Source organism: Ruegeria sp. HKCCA5426, assembly GCF_013034585.1.
In the GTDB taxonomy this organism is placed as follows: Bacteria; Pseudomonadota; Alphaproteobacteria; order Rhodobacterales; family Rhodobacteraceae; genus Ruegeria.
In genome coordinates, this window is the sequence record NZ_WQGH01000001.1 from 269,762 (window position 1) to 288,254 (window position 18,493).

The 18,493-nt window shown below is 57.8% G+C and carries 20 protein-coding genes; 10 read left to right on the top strand and 10 right to left on the bottom strand.

Features of this window, described 5'->3' with window-relative positions; all coding sequences use genetic code 11:
- Window position 1: 1 nt before the first annotated feature.
- On the bottom strand, window positions 2–703 hold the full coding sequence (locus GOV87_RS01340) for a glutathione S-transferase family protein (RefSeq protein WP_171122800.1): 702 nt from the start codon (window positions 701–703) through the stop codon (window positions 2–4).
- A gap of 167 nt (window positions 704–870) precedes the next feature.
- Between GOV87_RS01340 and rpiA the strand changes: the two genes are divergently transcribed.
- From rpiA to GOV87_RS01370, 6 genes are all read left to right on the top strand, one after another.
- Window positions 871–1,656 (top strand): ribose-5-phosphate isomerase RpiA, encoded by a 786-nt coding sequence (rpiA, locus tag GOV87_RS01345; protein ID WP_171121048.1) that lies wholly within the window; start codon window positions 871–873, stop codon window positions 1,654–1,656.
- Between the two features lie 133 nt (window positions 1,657–1,789).
- Entirely contained in the window at window positions 1,790–3,148 is a 1,359-nt protein-coding gene (gene gor, locus GOV87_RS01350; protein WP_171210561.1) for a glutathione-disulfide reductase, read from the top strand.
- Between the two features lie 72 nt (window positions 3,149–3,220).
- Window positions 3,221–4,366, top strand: a complete 1,146-nt coding sequence (hflK, locus tag GOV87_RS01355) for an FtsH protease activity modulator HflK (RefSeq protein WP_171122806.1) — start codon at window positions 3,221–3,223, stop codon at window positions 4,364–4,366.
- Window positions 4,366–5,244 carry a protease modulator HflC gene (hflC, locus tag GOV87_RS01360; RefSeq protein WP_170482680.1) on the top strand — a complete coding sequence of 293 codons (879 nt, stop codon included), beginning with the start codon at window positions 4,366–4,368 and terminating at the stop codon, window positions 5,242–5,244. Before hflK ends, hflC begins: the two co-directional genes overlap by 1 nt.
- The gene (locus GOV87_RS01365; RefSeq protein WP_170482677.1) at window positions 5,244–5,438 is read left to right on the top strand and encodes a DUF2065 domain-containing protein; all 195 of its coding nucleotides are present in this window, start codon (window positions 5,244–5,246) and stop codon (window positions 5,436–5,438) included. Before hflC ends, GOV87_RS01365 begins: the two co-directional genes overlap by 1 nt.
- A 92-nt stretch (window positions 5,439–5,530) precedes the next feature.
- Entirely contained in the window at window positions 5,531–7,060 is a 1,530-nt protein-coding gene (locus GOV87_RS01370; protein WP_171210562.1) for a Do family serine endopeptidase, read from the top strand.
- Window positions 7,061–7,275: 215 nt separating this feature from the next.
- On the opposite strand, the gene GOV87_RS01375 is transcribed toward GOV87_RS01370, so the two are convergent.
- The 5 genes from GOV87_RS01375 to GOV87_RS01395 all read right to left on the bottom strand — a co-directional run bounded on the left by GOV87_RS01375 (window position 7,276) and on the right by GOV87_RS01395 (window position 11,535).
- Entirely contained in the window at window positions 7,276–7,944 is a 669-nt protein-coding gene (locus GOV87_RS01375; RefSeq protein ID WP_171210563.1) for a Crp/Fnr family transcriptional regulator, read from the bottom strand.
- A 138-nt stretch (window positions 7,945–8,082) separates the two neighbouring features.
- Window positions 8,083–8,688 carry an inner membrane-spanning protein YciB gene (locus tag GOV87_RS01380; protein WP_171122810.1) on the bottom strand — a complete coding sequence of 202 codons (606 nt, stop codon included), beginning with the start codon at window positions 8,686–8,688 and terminating at the stop codon, window positions 8,083–8,085.
- A gap of 16 nt (window positions 8,689–8,704) precedes the next feature.
- Window positions 8,705–9,607 (bottom strand): EamA family transporter, encoded by a 903-nt coding sequence (locus GOV87_RS01385; protein WP_171121060.1) that lies wholly within the window; start codon window positions 9,605–9,607, stop codon window positions 8,705–8,707.
- A 91-nt stretch (window positions 9,608–9,698) separates the two neighbouring features.
- Window positions 9,699–10,841, bottom strand: a complete 1,143-nt coding sequence (gene ftsY / locus GOV87_RS01390) for a signal recognition particle-docking protein FtsY (protein WP_171210564.1) — start codon at window positions 10,839–10,841, stop codon at window positions 9,699–9,701.
- A 58-nt stretch (window positions 10,842–10,899) separates the two neighbouring features.
- Window positions 10,900–11,535 carry a lysoplasmalogenase gene (locus tag GOV87_RS01395; protein WP_171121064.1) on the bottom strand — a complete coding sequence of 212 codons (636 nt, stop codon included), beginning with the start codon at window positions 11,533–11,535 and terminating at the stop codon, window positions 10,900–10,902.
- Window positions 11,536–11,671: 136 nt separating this feature from the next.
- Here GOV87_RS01395 and GOV87_RS01400 point away from each other — a divergent pair, with 136 nt between their 5' ends.
- The gene (locus GOV87_RS01400) at window positions 11,672–12,067 is read left to right on the top strand and encodes a hypothetical protein (protein WP_254429106.1); all 396 of its coding nucleotides are present in this window, start codon (window positions 11,672–11,674) and stop codon (window positions 12,065–12,067) included.
- 8 nt (window positions 12,068–12,075) lie between these two features.
- Here the strand turns inward: GOV87_RS01400 and xseA are convergent, their stop codons facing one another.
- Complete coding sequence (xseA, locus tag GOV87_RS01405) at window positions 12,076–13,569, bottom strand: exodeoxyribonuclease VII large subunit (protein ID WP_171210565.1); 1,494 nt, start codon at window positions 13,567–13,569, stop codon at window positions 12,076–12,078.
- A gap of 75 nt (window positions 13,570–13,644) precedes the next feature.
- On the opposite strand from xseA, the gene purD reads away from it, so the two are divergent.
- Window positions 13,645–14,907 (top strand): phosphoribosylamine--glycine ligase, encoded by a 1,263-nt coding sequence (gene purD / locus GOV87_RS01410; RefSeq protein ID WP_171210566.1) that lies wholly within the window; start codon window positions 13,645–13,647, stop codon window positions 14,905–14,907.
- 82 nt (window positions 14,908–14,989) lie between these two features.
- On the opposite strand, the gene GOV87_RS01415 is transcribed toward purD, so the two are convergent.
- Entirely contained in the window at window positions 14,990–15,766 is a 777-nt protein-coding gene (locus GOV87_RS01415; RefSeq protein ID WP_254447291.1) for a VCBS repeat-containing protein, read from the bottom strand.
- A complete protein-coding gene (locus GOV87_RS01420; protein WP_171121070.1) occupies window positions 15,766–16,089 on the bottom strand; it encodes a 2Fe-2S iron-sulfur cluster-binding protein in 324 nt (107 codons plus the stop codon). The genes GOV87_RS01415 and GOV87_RS01420 overlap by 1 nt, the downstream gene beginning before the upstream one ends.
- 127 nt (window positions 16,090–16,216) lie before the next feature.
- Between GOV87_RS01420 and GOV87_RS01425 the strand changes: the two genes are divergently transcribed.
- Both GOV87_RS01425 and GOV87_RS01430 read left to right on the top strand, forming a co-directional pair.
- A complete protein-coding gene (locus tag GOV87_RS01425; protein ID WP_171210567.1) occupies window positions 16,217–16,657 on the top strand; it encodes an OB-fold nucleic acid binding domain-containing protein in 441 nt (146 codons plus the stop codon).
- Between the two features lie 215 nt (window positions 16,658–16,872).
- On the top strand, window positions 16,873–17,637 hold the full coding sequence (locus tag GOV87_RS01430; protein WP_171210568.1) for a hypothetical protein: 765 nt from the start codon (window positions 16,873–16,875) through the stop codon (window positions 17,635–17,637).
- Between the two features lie 38 nt (window positions 17,638–17,675).
- Here the strand turns inward: GOV87_RS01430 and GOV87_RS01435 are convergent, their stop codons facing one another.
- Window positions 17,676–18,365: a glutathione S-transferase N-terminal domain-containing protein gene (locus tag GOV87_RS01435; RefSeq protein WP_171210569.1), complete on the bottom strand. Its 690-nt coding sequence runs from the start codon at window positions 18,363–18,365 to the stop codon at window positions 17,676–17,678.
- Window positions 18,366–18,493 lie beyond the last annotated feature (128 nt).

Genomic DNA, 18,493 nt, shown 5'->3' on the forward strand with positions numbered 1-18,493 from the left:
ATCAGGTAGCGGAGCCTTCTGGAGGGTTAGCATAAGTCGGAGAAGTAAACGGTGTAACCCCCAACCCTTCTGCTTTGATAACCGCGCGGGTCGCAGGGCGGGTTTCCAGGTGCATAAGCACGTCCCGCAGGCGCGGTGTATCGTGCACCTGATACCAACTGCGGTCGGACTGCATCGGGTAGAGGGCCATCCACCGCATCTGGCAAGCGAGGTAATACGTTAGAACCGAGGGTTTCTCGGGGTGCAGCCAGTTCGGGGTTTGCTCTGCTGTGGCTTCCAGAACCTGAAGGTGCTGGCGCAATCTCTGGCGTATTCCTGCGCGCAAAGGATCGGTCTGCGTCGCCTCAATGTATTTTTCTGCATAAAAAAGGATGCGCAGGTCAGCGTGTAGAGTGTTCGATGCAAAGAACAGCCACTTCAAGAACGCGGCCCGGTCGGGGCTGTGCGGTGCAGGTGCAAGTTGTGAATGGGTGTCGGCCAGCCAAAGCAAAATCGCGGCCGTTTCAAAAATCGGGCCCTGAGGGGTTTCGAGCACCGGAATCAGACCGTTGGGGTTCAGCGCGCGATAGGCCGCACCGTCTTGTGCATTCTGACTGCGATCGACCAGAGCCGTATCGTAGGGCAGGCCCATCTCTTCCATCGCCAGCCGGATCACCAGCGAGGCGTTGTCGGGGGCATAGTGCAGACGGTAGCGCGCGTTCATAACGCTTGTGTACACCGCTGCGCAGAAGGCGAAACCTTCGATTGCGACGTTTCCAATCGGAAACGCGTAGTTTTCAGCCGCGCAAGCATTGCGAAATGTTTTATTCGCTCTCGCAGTTGCCGCAGGCATTCCGTATAAGTCCGGCAGCAAAATAAGGATTTACGGCGATGATCGGAGAGTTGTCACCCATCGACAAAGCCAAATATGTCGCCGCGCGCCGCGCGGCTGACATGGTGCAGGACGGAATGCGCGTCGGGCTTGGCACCGGGTCGACTGCCGACTGGATGGTGCGGCGTTTGGGGGAACGGGCGCAGCAAGAAGACCTGAAGATCAAGGGTGTGCCAACTTCGACCCGCACGGCGCAACTGGCCCGTGAGGTCGGGATTGACGTTGTCTCTCTGGATCAGGCTGGATGGTTGGATATCACCATTGATGGCGCGGATGAGTTTGACGGCGAACTGAACCTCATCAAAGGCGGTGGCGGAGCGCTGCTGCAGGAAAAGATCGTCGCCACAGCCAGTGATCAGATGGTCGTGATCGCAGATGCCGGCAAAGAGGTTGAAACGTTGGGCGCGTTTCCCCTGCCGATCGAAGTCATTCCATTCGGCTGGCAGACAACACGCACTTTGATCGAAGAAGTGCTGGATACGATGGATGTGTTGGGCACCTCGACCGCGTTGCGCATGATCGGGCAAGCACCGTATGTGACTGACGAAGGCAACCACATTCTGGATCTGCACCTTCAGCGTATTGGGAATGTGCGGCAGTTGGCATTGGTCTTGAACCAGGTCCCCGGTGTGGTTGAGAACGGATTGTTCGTGGATATCTGTGACCAGATCGTGATCGGTTATGGGGATGGCCGTGTCGAAGTGCGCGATATCAACGAAGGGACAACCGAAGTGGATCAGCCCACTGAAGGCGGAGAAAACCTGTTCGCGGATCTTGCGGATTAACAAGGTGGTGAAGCTGGACTTTGCGCGAACGCGAATAGCTCAGCGAACTTTCTGAAACATCAAGGGTTGGCAGTTTGGTAATCGACCCCAGATACTCAACGAATTTTGGCTTGAAAGAACAAGGGAACTCAGGATGAGCTTTGACTATGATCTGTTTGTCATCGGCGGAGGCTCGGGCGGGGTCCGCGCGGCGCGCGTTGCAGCCGGGGAAACCGGGGCAAAAGTCGCACTTGCAGAAGAAGACCGTTATGGCGGTACATGTGTCATCCGGGGATGCGTGCCCAAGAAACTGATGGTGTTTGCCAGCGAATTCTCGGGCACGGTCGAAGACGCGCAGGCGTATGGCTGGGACATTCAGCCCGGTGCATTCAACTGGAACACCTTTCACGGCAAGCTGGTTGCCGAACTTGACCGGCTCGAAGGTATTTATCGCAATATCCTGAAGAACAACGGCGTCGAAAGCTTTGACCTGCGCGCTCATGTAGTTGATCCGCATACTGTCGAGTTGGCGGACGGAACTCGCAAGACCGCCAAGCATATCCTGATCGCCACCGGTGGCCGCCCGGTTGTGCCGGAGTTTCCGGGGTCGGACCTGGCGATCACATCGAACGAGATTTTCCATCTGGAGAAGCTGCCCGAAAGCATCCTGATTGTCGGAGGCGGCTATATCGCCAGTGAATTTGCCGGGATCATGAACGGGTTGGGCGTGAAGACCACTCAGTTTTATCGGGGTGCGCAAATCCTACGGGGCTTTGACGAAGAAGCCCGTGGCCTGATCTGCGAAGAAATGCGCCAGAACGGCATCGACGTCCGTTTGGGGACCAACGTGCTTGAGATGACCAAAGAGGGCGAGCAGATCCGTGTGAAAGCCACTGACGGTACCGAGGACCGGTTCGACGTGGTCATGTACGCAACGGGCCGTGCCCCAAATGCCGACGATCTTGGACTTGAAGCGCTGGGCGTTGCGCGCGGACGCAAGGGTGAAATCGTCGTTGATGAATACAGCCAGACCGCTGTGCCCTCGATCTATGCCATTGGGGATGTGACTGACCGGGTGAACCTGACGCCGGTAGCGATTCGCGAAGGCATGGCGTTTGTTGAAACGGTCTTCCGGGGCAATCCGACCCCGGTAGATCATGAGCTGATCCCAACGGCGATCTTCACACAACCTGAAATGGGAACCGTCGGCCTAAGTGAAGAAGAGGCTGCCGCACAGGAGCCAATCGAGGTTTATGCCACGTCGTTCAAACCCATGCAGAAGGCTTTTGCAGGTGGAACGCAGCGGGTTTTGATGAAGCTGATCGTCAGTCAGGAAACCCGTAAGGTGCTGGGCTGTCATATCGTGGCACCGGGCGCGGGCGAGATGATCCAGCTTGCAGGTATCGCCGTTAAAATGGGCGCCACCAAAGAAGATTTCGACCGCACCGTCGCCGTTCACCCGGTCATGGCAGAAGAGCTGGTGACAATGCGGCAACCTGTACGCACTGCTTGATTTGCAACTGCGCGCACACAAGTTACAAGGGAACCCGTGATCACACGGTCCAACACAAGGGAATTTATACATATGGCGGGCAACAGCGGCGGCCCCTGGGGGGGCGGAGGCTCTTCGGGTGGCGGAGGAAATCGGGGTAACAACGGGAACGGGCAACGCCCGCCCGAAGGCGACGGCCCGCAGATCCCCGAGATCGACGAATTGATGAAAAAAGGTCAGGAACAACTGCGCGTCCTTATGGGCGGTCGCGGTGGTTCAGGCCGGGGCGGAAACGGGCAGGGCTCTGGCGGGGGCGGTCCCATTTTCACCAAGGGAACCGTTTTGATCGGCGTGGTCGTTGCGGCGGTTCTTTGGGGTGCGGCCAGTTTTTATACCGTCAAACCCGAAGAACAGTCGGTTGAACTATTTCTGGGTGAGTTTTCGGCTGTTGGTAATCCGGGTCTGAACTTTGCGCCTTGGCCCTTTGTTACGGCTGAGGTTATCCCGGTAACGCGCGAACAAACCGAAGATATGGGCGGTACGCGCGGAAGCGATGATGGCCTGATGCTGACCGGCGATGAAAACGTGGTCGACATCGACTATCAGGTCGTCTGGAACATCAGCGACCCGGCCAGGTTCCTCTTTAACCTGCGTGACCCGCGCCAGACGATCCGCGCCGTGTCGGAATCGGCCATGCGCGAAATTATTGCGCAAAGCGAGTTGGCACCGATCCTGAACCGTGACCGTGGTGTCATTGCCGAACGCCTGCAGGAACTGATTCAGACAACGATGGACAGCTACGATTCGGGCGTGAACATCATCCGCGTCAACTTTGACAAGGCCGACCCGCCGCAGGACGTGATCGCCGCCTTCCGTGACGTTCAGGCCGCCGCGCAGGAACGTGACCGTCTGCAGAACGTGGCCGACGCCTATGCCAACCGTGTTCTTGCGGAAGCACGTGGTGAAGCCGCACAGGTTCTGGAAGAGGCCGAAGCCTATCGCGCGCAGCAGATCAACAGCGCACAAGGTGAAGCCAGCCGCTTTAGCGCGGTTCTGGAGGAATATTCCAAAGCTCCGGACGTGACGCGCAAGCGTCTGTATCTGGAACGGATGGAACAGGTGCTTGGCGACGTGGACAAGATCATTCTGGACGAAAACTCGACCGGTCAGGGGCAGGGCGTCGTGCCTTACCTGCCGCTCAATGAGTTGCGCCGCAATCAGGCTGAGGAGAGCAACTGATGCGTAAATCACCCCTTATCCTCATTGCCTTGGTGATCATTGGCGTTGTTGGTCTGTCTTCGATTTTCATCGTGGATGAACGTGAACGCGCGCTGGTACTTCAGTTCGGTCGCGTGGTCGCCGTCAAAGAAGAACCCGGGCTGGCGTTCAAAATCCCGTTGATTCAGGACGTTGTCCGCTATGACGACCGCATCCTTTCGATCGACGTGCAACCGCTGGAGGTCACGCCTCTGGATGATCGTCGTCTGGTCGTTGATGCCTTTGCCCGCTACCGGATTTCCGATCTGGAACAGTTCCGTCAAGCCGTTGGTGTCGGCGGCATTCCGGTCGCCGAAGATCGTCTGGACCGTATCCTGCGCGCCGAAACGCGTGAGGTTCTGGGTTCGGTGTCGTCCCGCGATATCCTGAGCTCGGACCGTGCCGCGCTGATGCTGCGTATCCGCAATAGTGCGATTGCTGAAGCCCGTGCGCTGGGCGTGAACGTAATCGACGTGCGTCTGAAGGCGACCGATCTGCCGCAGGCCAACCTTGAGGCGACATTCGACCGGATGAAGGCCGAGCGTGAGCGTGAAGCGACGGACGAACGCGCCCGTGGTAACGAGGCGGCGCAGCGTGTGCGCGCGCAAGCTGACCGTACCGTGGTCGAACTGGTCTCGGACGCCAACCGCGAGGCAGAGATCATCCGCGGTGAAGCTGACGCTGAACGTAACGCGATCTTCGCCGAAGCATTTGGCAAAGACCCAGAGTTCTTTGAATTCTATCGGTCTCTGTCCGCTTATGAGCGCGCGTTGGGCGGCAGCAACAGTTCGATGGTTCTGAGCCCGGATTCAGAGTTCTTTAACTATCTGAAGTCACCAACAGGGCAGGCATCCCAGTAATGGGTATGATCCTTCTGGCCCTCGGGCTGGTACTGATTGTCGAGGGGCTGGCCTATGCGCTGGCCCCTTCGCTTATTGAACGGATGCTAGAAGCATTACGATCGCTGCCTGAACAGGCGCGACGACTGGCGGGGCTGCTTTGCGTGGTCAGCGGCTTTATCCTGCTTTGGGGCGCGTATCAGGTCGGGTTTTAGTGCCGTGGTTTCAATTGCAGGTGATTTCCCCGCGATCCTCAGTTGCGGGCCTGATTAAACCGACTACATTGGTTGCCAAGAGGGAGGCGTTCATGCGCGATCCCGCAGAATTGACGACAAGGAGTACCCAAGTGCAGGCACAAGCGCGCAGTATTTCCGTCCGAGCGGACGACAGGGTTGGTTTTTTGCGGCTGATGTGGCTGGCATTTGCGGGGATGTTGATAATCCTGGCGCAGACATCGGCAGCATTTGCGCGCGGGGAAAGCCTTGCGCCGTTGGCCGAAAAGATCAGCCCGGCGGTGGTGAACATCACAACCTCGACCCTGATCGAAAATCAGACCGGGCCGCAGGGCATCGTTCCCGAAGGGTCGCCCTTCGAAGATTTTTTCCGCGAGTTTCAGGACCGGGGCAATAATGGCGAGAACGCCCCGCGACGCAGTAATGCGCTTGGGTCGGGGTTCGTGATCTCAGAGGATGGTTACATCGTCACCAACAACCACGTGATCGCCGAAGCGGATGAGATTCTGATCGAATTCTTTCCGGGTGACGGACAGCCCAAGAAGGAATTGCCTGCCAAGGTAATTGGCGCGGACGAAAAAACCGATATTGCGCTGCTCAAGGTCGAGGCGACGGGGCCGCTGCAATATGTCAAATTTGGCGATAGCGACGTGGCCCGCGTAGGCGATTGGGTGATCGCGATGGGCAATCCGTTGGGTCAGGGATTTTCGGTCTCAGCCGGGATCGTATCGGCCCGCAACCGTGCGCTGAGCGGATCTTATGACGACTACATTCAGACCGATGCGGCGATTAACCGAGGTAACTCGGGCGGGCCGTTGTTCAACATGGACGGCGAAGTGATCGGTGTGAATACGGCCATCCTGTCGCCCAATGGTGGTTCGATCGGGATTGGGTTTTCGATGGCATCGAATGTTGTCGTTAAGGTTGTGGACCAACTGCGTGAGTTCGGTGAGACCCGCCGCGGCTGGTTGGGTGTCCGCATTCAGGACGTCACCGAGGATATGGCCGAAGCCATGGGGCTGGATAAACCGGGCGGCGCTTTGATCAGCGACGTGCCGGACGGACCGGCAAAGGACGCCGGATTGCTGGCCGGGGACGTCATCCTCAGCTTTGATGGTGTCGAGGTCGAAGACACGCGCGGCCTTGTCCGTCAGGTTGGCGAAACCACAGTGGGCAAGTCGGTTCGCGTGGTCGTACACCGGGATGGTGGAACGCAGACTGTTCTGGTGACACTCGGACGGCGTGAAGACGCTGAGCGGTCTGAGGGCGGCGAGGAAGAAACGTCAGAAGCGCCAGTTGAGGAAAATGCCGACATACTGGGTCTTACGATCTCGCCTTTGACGGATGAGTTGCGTACCGACATGGGCTTGGATGAAAACGCCGAAGGTTTGGTTGTAACTCAGGTTGACGAAGCCTCGGAGGCCTACGCAAAGGGATTGCGCTCGGGTGACCTCATTACCGAAGCTGGCCAGCAAAAGGTCACTTCGGTCGAAGATCTGGAAGCACGGATGGACGAAGCGCGAGAGGCTGGGCGGAAATCCCTGCTGCTTTTGGTGCGCCGTGGCGGTGACCCGCGATTTGTGGCTCTAAGCTTGGAAGAGTGAAATTCGGGTCTACTTGAATGAATGGGCCGGGGCGTTTGCTCCGGCCTTTTTTCTGTTCTGCAAAGAAGTGAGCCACACGCCGGGGAAGGCGCGTGGCTCTGATACAGGGAGAGGTCAGTGGACAGATATCGGGGATGATTCTCTGACCTCCTACGGTAACAATTACGAAGATAGTCTTAACGCAGCCGGTCGTATGTGAAGCAGGTCACAACGGATCAGATCAGATCGGATTCCGCCAATTCGCGCAGGGCTTCGAAGTCATGGATCATCAGACCGCCGCGTGATGCCTCGACCACGTTATCGCGCTTCCAGGTCGAGATTGTTTTGGATACGGCTTCCCGTGTCGCGCCAACGAACTCGGCCAGTTCGCTCTGCGACAGGGTGATCCGTTTGGCAGGGTCGTCCTGAAGGCCGGACAGGTGCAGCAGCTTACGCGCCAAACGGATGGGCATTGGCAGAAAGACCTGCTCATTCATTTGCGACCCCATCCAACGCATACGCAATCCCGCAAGGCGGATCAAATCGACCGCAAGATCGGGATGCTGACGGATTTGGTTCATTACGTCGCTGCGCCGGATGCGTAGAACACGGGACGGTTCAGCAGCCGCAATCGTGGCGGTGCGCGGTCCGTTGTCGAACAGGGCGATTTCACCGAAGATTTCGCCCGGCTTCATCAGGCTCAATGACAGTTTTCGACCACTCATGGCCAGAAAGGACACTTCCAATGTGCCCTCAGTGAGGGCGTAAAGTGAGTCACCTTCGTCACCTTGTTCAAACAGGGTCTCACCCTGTTCAAGCGAAATTTCTGTCGCCTGGGCAGAAAGCATGGCCCTGAGCCTGTCAGACGCCTCGGCCAAAAAGCCGCTGTTTGGGATGGCCGTCATGTGGATGTGGTGCTCCGGCTGCCAATGGTGAGTGGTCCCACAACTTTCCACAGCTATGACGTTAAGCCAAGGATTTTATGCGAATTCCGAAAGTTGGCTGTGCGTTGGCGCTCCACAGGACCGGTTCGACCACCCGGTTTACTGATGATCGGGGTCGTCCATATAGCTTTGTAGCATGCTGAACTGAAGCATGAGAAAGACCATCAACGCGATAGGAAACCCGAACGTTTCGATCTTGACCCAAAGGTCGGTGGACATCGTGCGCCAGACCAATTCGTTGGCCACGGCTAGAACTGCAAAACACCCGCACAGTCGGCGCGTGAGGATCATCCAGCCCTCGTTGCGCATGGGAAGCATTTCATCGAGAACATAGGCGAGATAGGATTTACCCTGCAGCAATCCGATGCCAAGGATGATCGAAAAGAACCCGTAGACCAGCGTGGTTTTCATCTTGAAAAACCGTTCGTCATTGAACCAGGCTGTCAGGCCGCCGAAGAAAATGACCATGAACGCGGTGAATATCTGCATCCGGCTGAGTTTCCCGGTCAGGTACCATAGCACGGCCATTGCAGACAGCATCAGGGGCACGAAGATGATGGTCGCGACGATGAACCCGGAATATTCAGTTCCGGCAAGCTCGAAACTGTCATCCCGCAAGCGTAGGTAGATGAAGAAAAAGGCCAGCGGAGGGCCAAGTTCCAGCACCTGTTTTAGAAATGGATTGATTTCTTTCTTGCCTGTCATGTCAGTTTCCTGCTGTTTACCCGCCCATTTCAACTATTACGGCGCCCAACGCAATCAATGCCATCAAAGCGATCCGCCTTGGCCCAACGGTTTCTTTCAGAATCAGCCAGCCGATCAGGGCAGCAAAGACGGTCGAGGTTTCGCGCAGAACGGCAGCCTCGCCAACTTTGTCCAATCGCGTTGCCAGCATGATAGAGCCAAAGGACAGCGGGGCAATGATGCCGCCAGCCAAACCGCGCAGCATCAAGGGGCCGATCGCGGGCCGGTTGACCATCGCACGCCATCTCAGGAAGGCGTAAATGGGCATGGTGGCGCCGTCGATCATGAAGAACCAGGCCAAAAAGGTGAAAGGGTCGGCGGTCGCGCGTATGCCATAAGCGTCATAGGTTGTGTAAAGCGCTACGAACAATCCGGTGGCGATTGCCAGCGCCAGGGCGATCCCAAGCGTTTCGCGGTTGGTTTCGAGAAAGCGGAAGTTGTAGGCCGCCAGTCCGAATATGCCGGCCAGCAAAACCGCGACACCCAGCCATTGGATGCCGGTAAAAGTCTCCCCGAACAGCAGGTAGGCGCCGATAACGGTGAACAAGGGGCCGGTTCCACGGACGACCGGGTAAACGACAGTGTATGAGCCTTTGGTATAGGCCATAGCCTGTAGCGTTTTGTAGACGATGTGAATCAGCCACACGACGGCGAAGATGGGCCACATGTAGGGCTCTGGCCACGGCACGACGAAAAAGGCAAAGGGCGCGGCCATCAGGCAGTAACAAGCGTCGATTGCTCCGCGGGACAGCCAGGGATCGTGACGACCCTTCTGCAATGCTCCGAAAGCCGCGTGAAGGAACGCCGCCATCAATGCCAATCCCAGCGCGAGCTGATGGCCTGCTTCGGTGCCTTCGAGTGAGATCAGCCAGTCGCTCAAGTGTCAGATCTTTGCGTTGGGAGGAGAGGGTGGGGGGCTGTCTGCCCCCCAACACCCCCCGAGGATATTTTTAGCCAGATGAAGCGGAGGATCAGCTTTGGTCAAGGCCGGTGAGGGCGGCGGCGAAATCTTCCGGGTCAAAGGGGGCGAGGTCGTCGATCTGCTCCCCAACGCCGATCGCGTGGATCGGTAGGCCAAATTTGTCCGCGAGCGCCACCAGAACGCCGCCTTTGGCCGTGCCATCCAGTTTGGTCATCACAAGGCCCGAGACATCGGCCAGCTTGCGAAATGTCTCGACCTGACTGAGTGCATTTTGTCCGGTGGTCGCGTCCAGCACCAAAAGGGTGTTATGCGGAGCGGTTTCGTCGACCTTGCGGATGACGCGGACGATTTTGGCGAGCTCTTCCATCAGGTCGGCGCGGTTTTGCAGGCGGCCAGCGGTGTCGATCATCAGCAGGTCTGCTCCGTCCTCTTGCGCGCGCGTGAGGGCATCAAATGCGAGAGAGGCGGGGTCGGATCCTTCGGGCGCTGTAAGGACGGGCACGCCTGCGCGGTCTCCCCAGACCTGAAGTTGTTCGACCGCCGCAGCTCGGAATGTGTCGCCCGCGGCAATTACGACCTTTTTACCTGCAGCTTTGAACTGGCTTGCGAGTTTGCCGATTGTTGTGGTCTTTCCGGATCCGTTCACGCCGACCACAAGCACCACCTGGGGGCGCTTGGGGTAGATCGGCAGCGGTTTGGCGACAGGCTCCATCACGCGGGAAACTTCCTGTGCCAGTAGCTGTTTGATTTCCTGTGTTGAAAGTTTGCGGCCCAAACGCCCTTCGGCCATGTTGGAGGTGACGCGCAATGCGGTGTCTACACCCATGTCCGAGGCGATCAACAGCTCTTCGAGTTGTTCCAGCATGTCGTCGTCAAGCGTGCGGCGAATAACGGTTTTTGCCTCGTTTCGGCTGAACATCCGCGCCAGAACACCTTTGGACGGTGCGGCCTCTGGTGGCGGGGGGGCTGGCATTGGGTCTGCTGGAACTGGTTCAGGGGTTTCAACAGGCTGCGGTTGAGGCTGTGGCTGCGGAACTTCAGGTACGGGTTCTGGCTGCGGCTCTGGCTCGGGGATGACAGGGTCAGGGGCTGTTGTTTCTTCGCCGCCATCTTCGATGATGGCGTCCAACCCCTGTTCGAGTCGGGACGAGGATTTGAACAGCTTGTCCTTGAGCTTTGAGAAAAACGCCATTTTTGGTCTCCGCAGATGTTCCTCTCACCTAATGCGGATTTGAACCAGTTGCAAAGGGTCACAGAAAGGCAATCAGCAACCCGGCCTGAGCGCCCCAGTACAATATCCACACCATGTAAGGCGTGAGGCGGAGGCTTGGATGATTTTGGGGCAGCAGGAACTTTTCCGTCGCTAGGATCAGGTCGGACGCGATAAAGGCCAACGCTGCGGGCAACGCCCAACGCAAAGGGCCGATGTCGGGCACTGCCAAAACGGTAAGACCCATACCGAGGATAATCGGGATATATCCAAGAACGGGCACCTTTAACTCTCCGGCGCGGGGGGCGAGCAAGGTTACGGCAACGATGCCTAATATAATCAGCGACCAGAAGAAGCCGGGCCTGTCGAAGATAAGCGCTGTTTCGCTGGACGGATGGGACAGAAACAAAGCGATATAGGCCAAGTGTCCGGCAGCAAAAGCACCGATGCCGGCCATGAATGTGGCGTCGGAGTCCCGAGACAGTAATGCGTCGCCGACCGCGCAGAGAGCCAGAGCTGTGGTCAGCAACAGTGGCGCGCCCTGTCGGGCTGCGATAAGCGCAAGTATGGCAACCGACAGCGTCTTTAGGACTGACCTCGGCCAACTTGCGGGTTTCGGTGACATCGGCAAATACGCAAGCGCGCAGGCTGCGGCGATCAGAAACAGGGCGGTCATTTGGCGGCTCTCCCGTAATATGGTTTTTTGAACAGCGTCGCCGGGAACTCGGCATTACCTCAACCTGTTACGTTGGGTAAGTCGTTCGTTGCGCGCAGAGTTGGCGTTGCTGCACCACATCTGCGAAGATGATCATATGCTGAGGTCTATCGCGATTCTGATGGTAATGTCCGGCCCGGCTGTGGGCGCGGAGCCTGGTCTTTCGGGATCGGAATTTGATGCATACACACGCGGGAAAACTCTGTTCTACGGGTTTCAGGGGCAGGTTTACGGGGTTGAACGTTACTTGCCAAACCGCAGAGTTATATGGTCTTTTTTGGATGGAGACTGCAAGGAAGGTGTTTGGTACGAGCAAAGCGGCCAGATATGTTTCCTGTACGAGGATCGTCTGGACCCGCAATGCTGGTTGTTCACAGAATCGGGGAGCGGCTTGATCGCTCAGTTTGAAGGGAACCCGGACAGAACCGAACTATATGAAGCCGATGAGATCGACGAGGAAATGGTCTGCCACGGCCCCGACGTCGGCGTTTAGCGCGCCCCTTAAAATAGCGATCCCTGGTCCGGAGTATCCTTTGATGGCGTTTTCTTCTGCGATGGACGTGACGGGTTTGCCTGACCTGTACTTAGCACACCGTCCGCGAACTCGATCTCGAAGGAGGCGTGCTTTCCAGCCTGTTCTTTGGTCGTCAGGACCTGACCTTCTGCGCGCACCACTGCGTAGCCCCTTTCTAACGTCGCTTTGTAGCTGAGTGTTTCGCGCAGACGGTCCGTCGCCTCAAGATTCTGGCGCATCCGGTCGAGACGTGCGGTCTGCGCGCCGCTCAGGCGTTCCGCCAGTCGGGTGACGTTATTTCGCTGCGCTTCGATCTCGCGCTGGATTGGCCGCAGGGACAGCCGGGAAGACAGGTTGCGAACGGCCTCTTGCCGCGCCGCCACCAGATTGCGCAGCGTGGCCGGACGCAGATGTGCAGAGATCTCAACGACACGCAAACGCCGGTTCTGAACACTTCGGTCAAGCGCGGGTGCCAGTCTATCTGCAACAAGATCAATACGTTGGCGTGGAATGTTCAACAAGGTATCCGGTCGTGGCAAGGCCCGGGACAGATCGCGCAAACGCTGGGCGCGGCGTTGAACCGCGTCTGTGGCCGAACGGGAAAGACGCGCGCTTTGTTCTCCGGTCCAGGCCAACAGTTCCATACGAACGGGAACCGCCAGTTCCGCTGCGGCCGTCGGCGTGGGTGCGCGTCGGTCAGAAACGAAGTCGATCAGTGTTGTATCTGTTTCGTGCCCCACGGCCGAAATCAGTGGAATATCCGAGGCGGCGGCGGCGCGCGCGACGATTTCTTCGTTAAAGCCCCACAGGTCTTCGATCGACCCACCGCCACGGGCGACAATGATCAGATCGGGGCGCGGCAGGGCGCCTCCGGGGGTCATTCGGTTGAATCCCTGAATGGCGTTCGCCACTTCGGGTGCGCAGTTTGATCCCTGTACGGCCACCGGCCAGATCAGCACCTTGCGCGGAAACCGGTCGCGCAGACGGTGTAGGATATCGCGGATCACAGCGCCTGATGGGGATGTCGCAACGCCGATGATCTGCGGCAGGTAGGGCAGAACCTTCTTGCACTCTGGCGCGAATAGCCCTTCGGCCTCAAGCTGTTTCTTGCGTTTTTCCAGCAGCGCCATCAGGGCACCTTGTCCGGCGACCGCGACCTCATCGACATTCAGGTTGTACTTGGATTGTGCACCGAAAGCTGTGAGGCGACCGGTTACAACAACCTCAAGCCCTTCTTCCGGCACCACGGACAAGCCCGAGATCTGGCCCTTCCATGTGTTGCACGCCAGCACGTTTCGGTCATCCTTGATGTCGTAATACAGATGGCCCGAGCGCGCTTTGAACACGCGTCCGACCTCGCCGCGCACACGGATTCGGCCAAACGCGCCTTCAAGCGTGCGCTTAACCTCTCCTGAAATGTCCGAAACGCTGTATTCGGGGGTGTTTTGGCCGGGAATGGGGTCGTCAAGCAGGTCGGACATTTCAGCGCCTTGTGTCAAATGCCTGCCCAGCTTAGAACGCGCGGAAGGCGAGGCCAAGCAGATCGGAGAGCAGTCATGAATATCCTCATTCTCGGCAGTGGTGGGCGGGAGCACAGCCTGGCCTGGGCAGTGATGCAGAACCCCAAATGTGATCGGCTGATCGTCGCGCCGGGAAATGCCGGAATCGCGCAGATCGCCGAGTGCGCGGCGCTTGATATCGAGAATGGCGGCGCAGTGGTCAGCTTTGCCGAGGAAAACGCGATTGATTTCGTGATTGTCGGCCCCGAGGCGCCTTTGGCAGCCGGGGTTGCAGATCGGTTGCGAGAGGCAGGCGTTCTGGTCTTTGGTCCGTCGGCAGAAGCAGCCCGGTTGGAAGCCTCCAAGAGCTTTACCAAGGAAATCTGTGATGCCGCCGGTGCTCCGACTGCGGCTTATGCACGGTTTACCGAAGCTGACCCCGCCAAAGCCTATATTCGCGAACAGGGTGCGCCGATTGTAGTCAAGGCCGATGGTTTGGCCGCCGGTAAGGGGGTGATCGTTGCAATGGACGAAGAAACCGCGCTGGAGGCGATCGACGATATGTTCGGCGGCGCGTTTGGCGGGGCCGGCGCCGAGGTGGTGATCGAGGAGTTTATGGAGGGCGAGGAGGCCTCTTTGTTTGTGCTATGTGACGGTGAAAACATCCTGTCAGTCGGCACAGCGCAGGACCACAAACGCGTCGGCGAAGGCGATACCGGCCTGAATACCGGCGGAATGGGGGCGTATTCTCCGGCACCGGTTCTAAGCGCCGAGATTGAGGCACGCGCAATGGATGAAATCGTGCGCCCGACCATGGATGAGATGAAGCGTCGTGGCGCGCCGTTTCAGGGCGTGCTTTATGCCGGTCTCATGATCAAGGACGGACAGCCGAGGCTGGTGGAATACAACGTGCGCTTTGGCGACCCGGAGTGCCAGGTGCTGATGATGCGTCTGGGCGGGCAGGTGATGGACCTTATGCATGCCGCGGCCGAGGGGCGCTTGGCAGAGGCGCGCGTGAACTGGGCGGATGACCATGCGATCACCGTTGTGATGGCGGCGAACGGGTATCCGGGAACTTATGAAAAGGGAAGTGTTATCAGAGATTTGGGCGCACTTCCCGAAGACAGTAAGAACATGGTTTTCCACGCGGGAACCAAAGCTGAGGATGGTCAAATTCTGGCGGTGGGCGGTCGTGTGCTGAACGTGACTGCACGGGGGGAGACTTTGCAGGACGCGCGTGACCGGGCCTATGCGATGGTGGACGGGATAGACTGGCCCGGCGGATTTTTCCGCCGCGATATCGGCTGGCGCGCGTTGTAATCCAATTGCCGGGCTGCGCCCGTCTTGAATTCTTGCGCCAATGGCGGCTCCCCGGGATATTTATAGCCAGATGAAGGGCGGATCAGCAGTTCGGGGTTTGGGTAAGGGTCTTGCGGTCTTTGAGCGGACCGAGATCGGTTTTTATCCAGCCGTTTCTAAAGGTGACACTGATGATGCGGGACCAGTCGGCGCTGGCCAAGATCAGTTCGGGACCTGTCGTGCAATAGACTAGACCGCCAGCGATAAATGCATCTCCGATACGGTGATTAGTCAGGCCGGGAAGAGTAGCGATTTCAGTAAGTTTGCCGTCCGAGTAGCGCCAGATGCGCAGGGTTTTGACCAAGTGCGGGCGATCTACATAGGCGATTTCGATTTGGCCGTCATTGTCCAGATCCCAAATCCCTGCAGGGGCAAGCCAGCGGTTGCGAGTGCCGATATGGGGGGTGGCTGCGATCTTTTCGCCCTGTGCGTTGTAGATTGCGAGTTGAGCGCCCTCGTGCACGCTGGTTTCAACGACGATGACCTCGTTTGTTCCATCAAGGTCAACGTCTGACAATCGAGGGGCGAGGTCCTCGAACACCCGGTCCTGCGGCAGTCGGATCGTTAGTACCGACTGTTCGTTCGACCGTTCCTTGGGGTCGGTGCTTTCAACGGTGATTTCCAGTGCACCATATTCGATATCGTCCCCCAAAACGCCATGGGCATAGCGTGTGGTGGGTTCGGTGTACCGTGCGGCAGTTACAGTGTCGGCGGCGGTGGCGAAGCCAACTCCGGAAAACCATAACCCAAACGCCAGCAGCGCGCCGCGGGTCCCGCGTTGCCACAGGCGAGCGGGCAGGCGCGGCGCTTTGGACTGCATTAGATCTGTTTTTCCGGCATCTGAACGACCAGACCGTCCAGCTCATCCGTGACCTTGATCTGGCAGGTCAGGCGCGAGCGGGCAGGGTCGGGTTCAAAGGCAAAGTCCAGCATGTCCTCTTCCATGTCATCCTTGGCGGGAACTTTCTCGACCCAGTCGGGATGGACATAGACGTGGCAGGTCGAGCAGGCGCAGGCGCCGCCGCAATCGGCCTCGATGCCGGGGATGTTGTTGTCGCGGGCCCCTTCCATGACGGTCAGTCCGTTGGCGACCTCGACAGTATGCTCGGTACCGCCATGCTCGACATAGGTGATCTTTGCCATTGCGTGCGTCTTCCTTTTTCGATTGTCGAATTCTTCCTTAGTGAAGGCATTTAGGTCTGACCAGCCTCATTTGCGACTTGGCGCGCTATGTCTGGACTTTCTGGCTGTATGTTCTATTTTTGTTCTTATGCTTGTTGCCCCTGTTCGCCCTACGGTTTCAAACCGAGACTGGCCGCGCCCACCTGCCTGTCTGCCAGCCAAGCGGCTGGACGACCCACCCGAAGGCGCGCGGGTGGCCGTTGCCGGGTTGGTGATCCTGCGGCAGAGGCCGGGGACGGCCAAGGGGGTGATCTTTCTGACGCTTGAGGATGAGACCGGTATCGTGAACGTGGTGGTCTGGCGTGCGATCTATGAACGCTTTCGCCGCGCCGTGATCTCGGGGCGGTTGTTGCGGGTCACGGGGCGTATGCAGCGTGCGCATTCGGTGACCCATGTGATCGCGGAAGAGATCGAAGATATCTCGGAAATGCTGGATGTGTTGGTGCGGGGGGAGTATGCGGGCGCGACGGAAAACCCGTGCAAAACGCTGAAATCCGACTTCGGTCATATTGCCGCCCTAGTTGAATGATAGGCATCAATTCAACTATTGGAAAAAGAAATATGAAAAACAAATATTTATACCGCATTTTTCGATTGAGACGGCTGATTGTCGTCAGCTTGGCACTCCCGTTCTTAGGATGGTTTGCTGGGATATCTCTGTTTGGGTCTGCGGATTTAATTGCGAACCCGATCATAAAGGCAGGGGTCGCCTTGGCGTGCACGACCGCTATTCTGAGTTTGATCATGGTGTATCCACGCGTCTGGTGGGATACGATTTGCGCGGCGACAGTGTTGGGGTTGCTGCTCATGTTCCTGCCGCTGCTGGAAACACTGCCGGCATATATGCCCAGAGACCAAGGCGTCATGGCGGTATTGTGGACGATATTCATTGTCGTTTTCGGTGGCATATTTCTGTGGTTGGGCCTGTACATGTCAATGTTTGTCCTGATCGCGATCCCATCCCGATCCATACGTGACAAGTCCCGCGTGTCGGTTCCCTTGTCTGCCGATGCGGCATTTGAAATCCTGAAGGCGAAACCGGATGCGGATGACGGATTTCATGCCACCGGGCCAGCAGACGCCGACGGTTTTTTCACCACTTCCTTCGAGATGAACACGTTTGACCCCGCGACATATTTGCCGACCACGGAAATCATGACAACGCGCACACGAATCCAAGAGCAGGGTGCGTGCTTTCAGCTTATTATGTACGGATACGATATCGAAGGTGATATCAGGTACGACCTTCAGGAACTGCGCGTAGAGCAGAGAAAGGGCCGGTCGCTCTGTTCAACCATCACACAGAAAAGCGAATCCAACCTGTTTGAGTCCATTGGGTTCTGGATCGAGGACTTTGGCTCAGATCACCTGCTGTCACACCTTAGGCAATCTCAAGGGTTGGACTCAGTCTGCATCAGGGATTTGCCGTATCGCAGCCCGATTAACGATCTGGCGCGGCATTTCGGCGGTGGTGAGTCCGACGCCGGTGATCACCGACCACAATATTAGCAGTTTCAAGTCGGGCGCGGTTCAAAAATCTGCCAGCCTCACCGCTTGAACAAAACCCCCTGCGATTGCTTGTCTCGGTGATCTCCTCGCAGCTCGGCGTGTAACGCCCGCCCGGCCTGAACGCCGGGGCGGGCGCTGACGGTTTCCAGCCAGCGGGTGAAATGAGGTTTGTCTTCCAGCACCTGCCGCTGGCCTTCCCACAGGCTGGCCCAGCCCCAGATCGACATATCGGCGATCGAGTAGAAATCGCCTGCAACGTATTCGTTTTCAGCCAGTCGACGATCGAGCACACCGTACAAGCGGCCAACCTCAGCGCGATACCGATCCTTCGCGTAGGGCAGGTCCTGTGGAGGGTCCAATTGGGGGGCGTATTTAAGGAAGTGATGCGCCTGACCCGCCATCGGTCCGACGCCGCCCATTTGCCACATCAACCATTCTTCAACCGCCACACGATCTCTCTCCGTCGTGCCATAGAACCGGCCGGTCTTGCGGGCCAGATACATCAGGATCGCGCCGCTTTCAAAAACCGATATCGGCTGTCCCTCCGGTCCGTCCGGGTCGACGATTGCAGGCATTCGGTTGTTCGGAGCGATCTTCAGAAACTCGGGGTCGAACTGGTCGCCCTTACCGATGTTGATCAGATGAGTAGTGTAGGGCAACTCCATCTCTTCCAGCGCGATGGAGGCCTTCCAACCATTTGGCGTGGGCCAGAAATACAAGTCGATCATGATGTCTCCTCAGGTTGAGAGGATCATGGGGCTTTCTGACCGAAGGGCAATAGCTGTTGTGACTGAGATAAGGCAAAAAGCCGTGACCAGCGGCGGTATGCCCAGCACAAGATATTGTGGCACCGTTT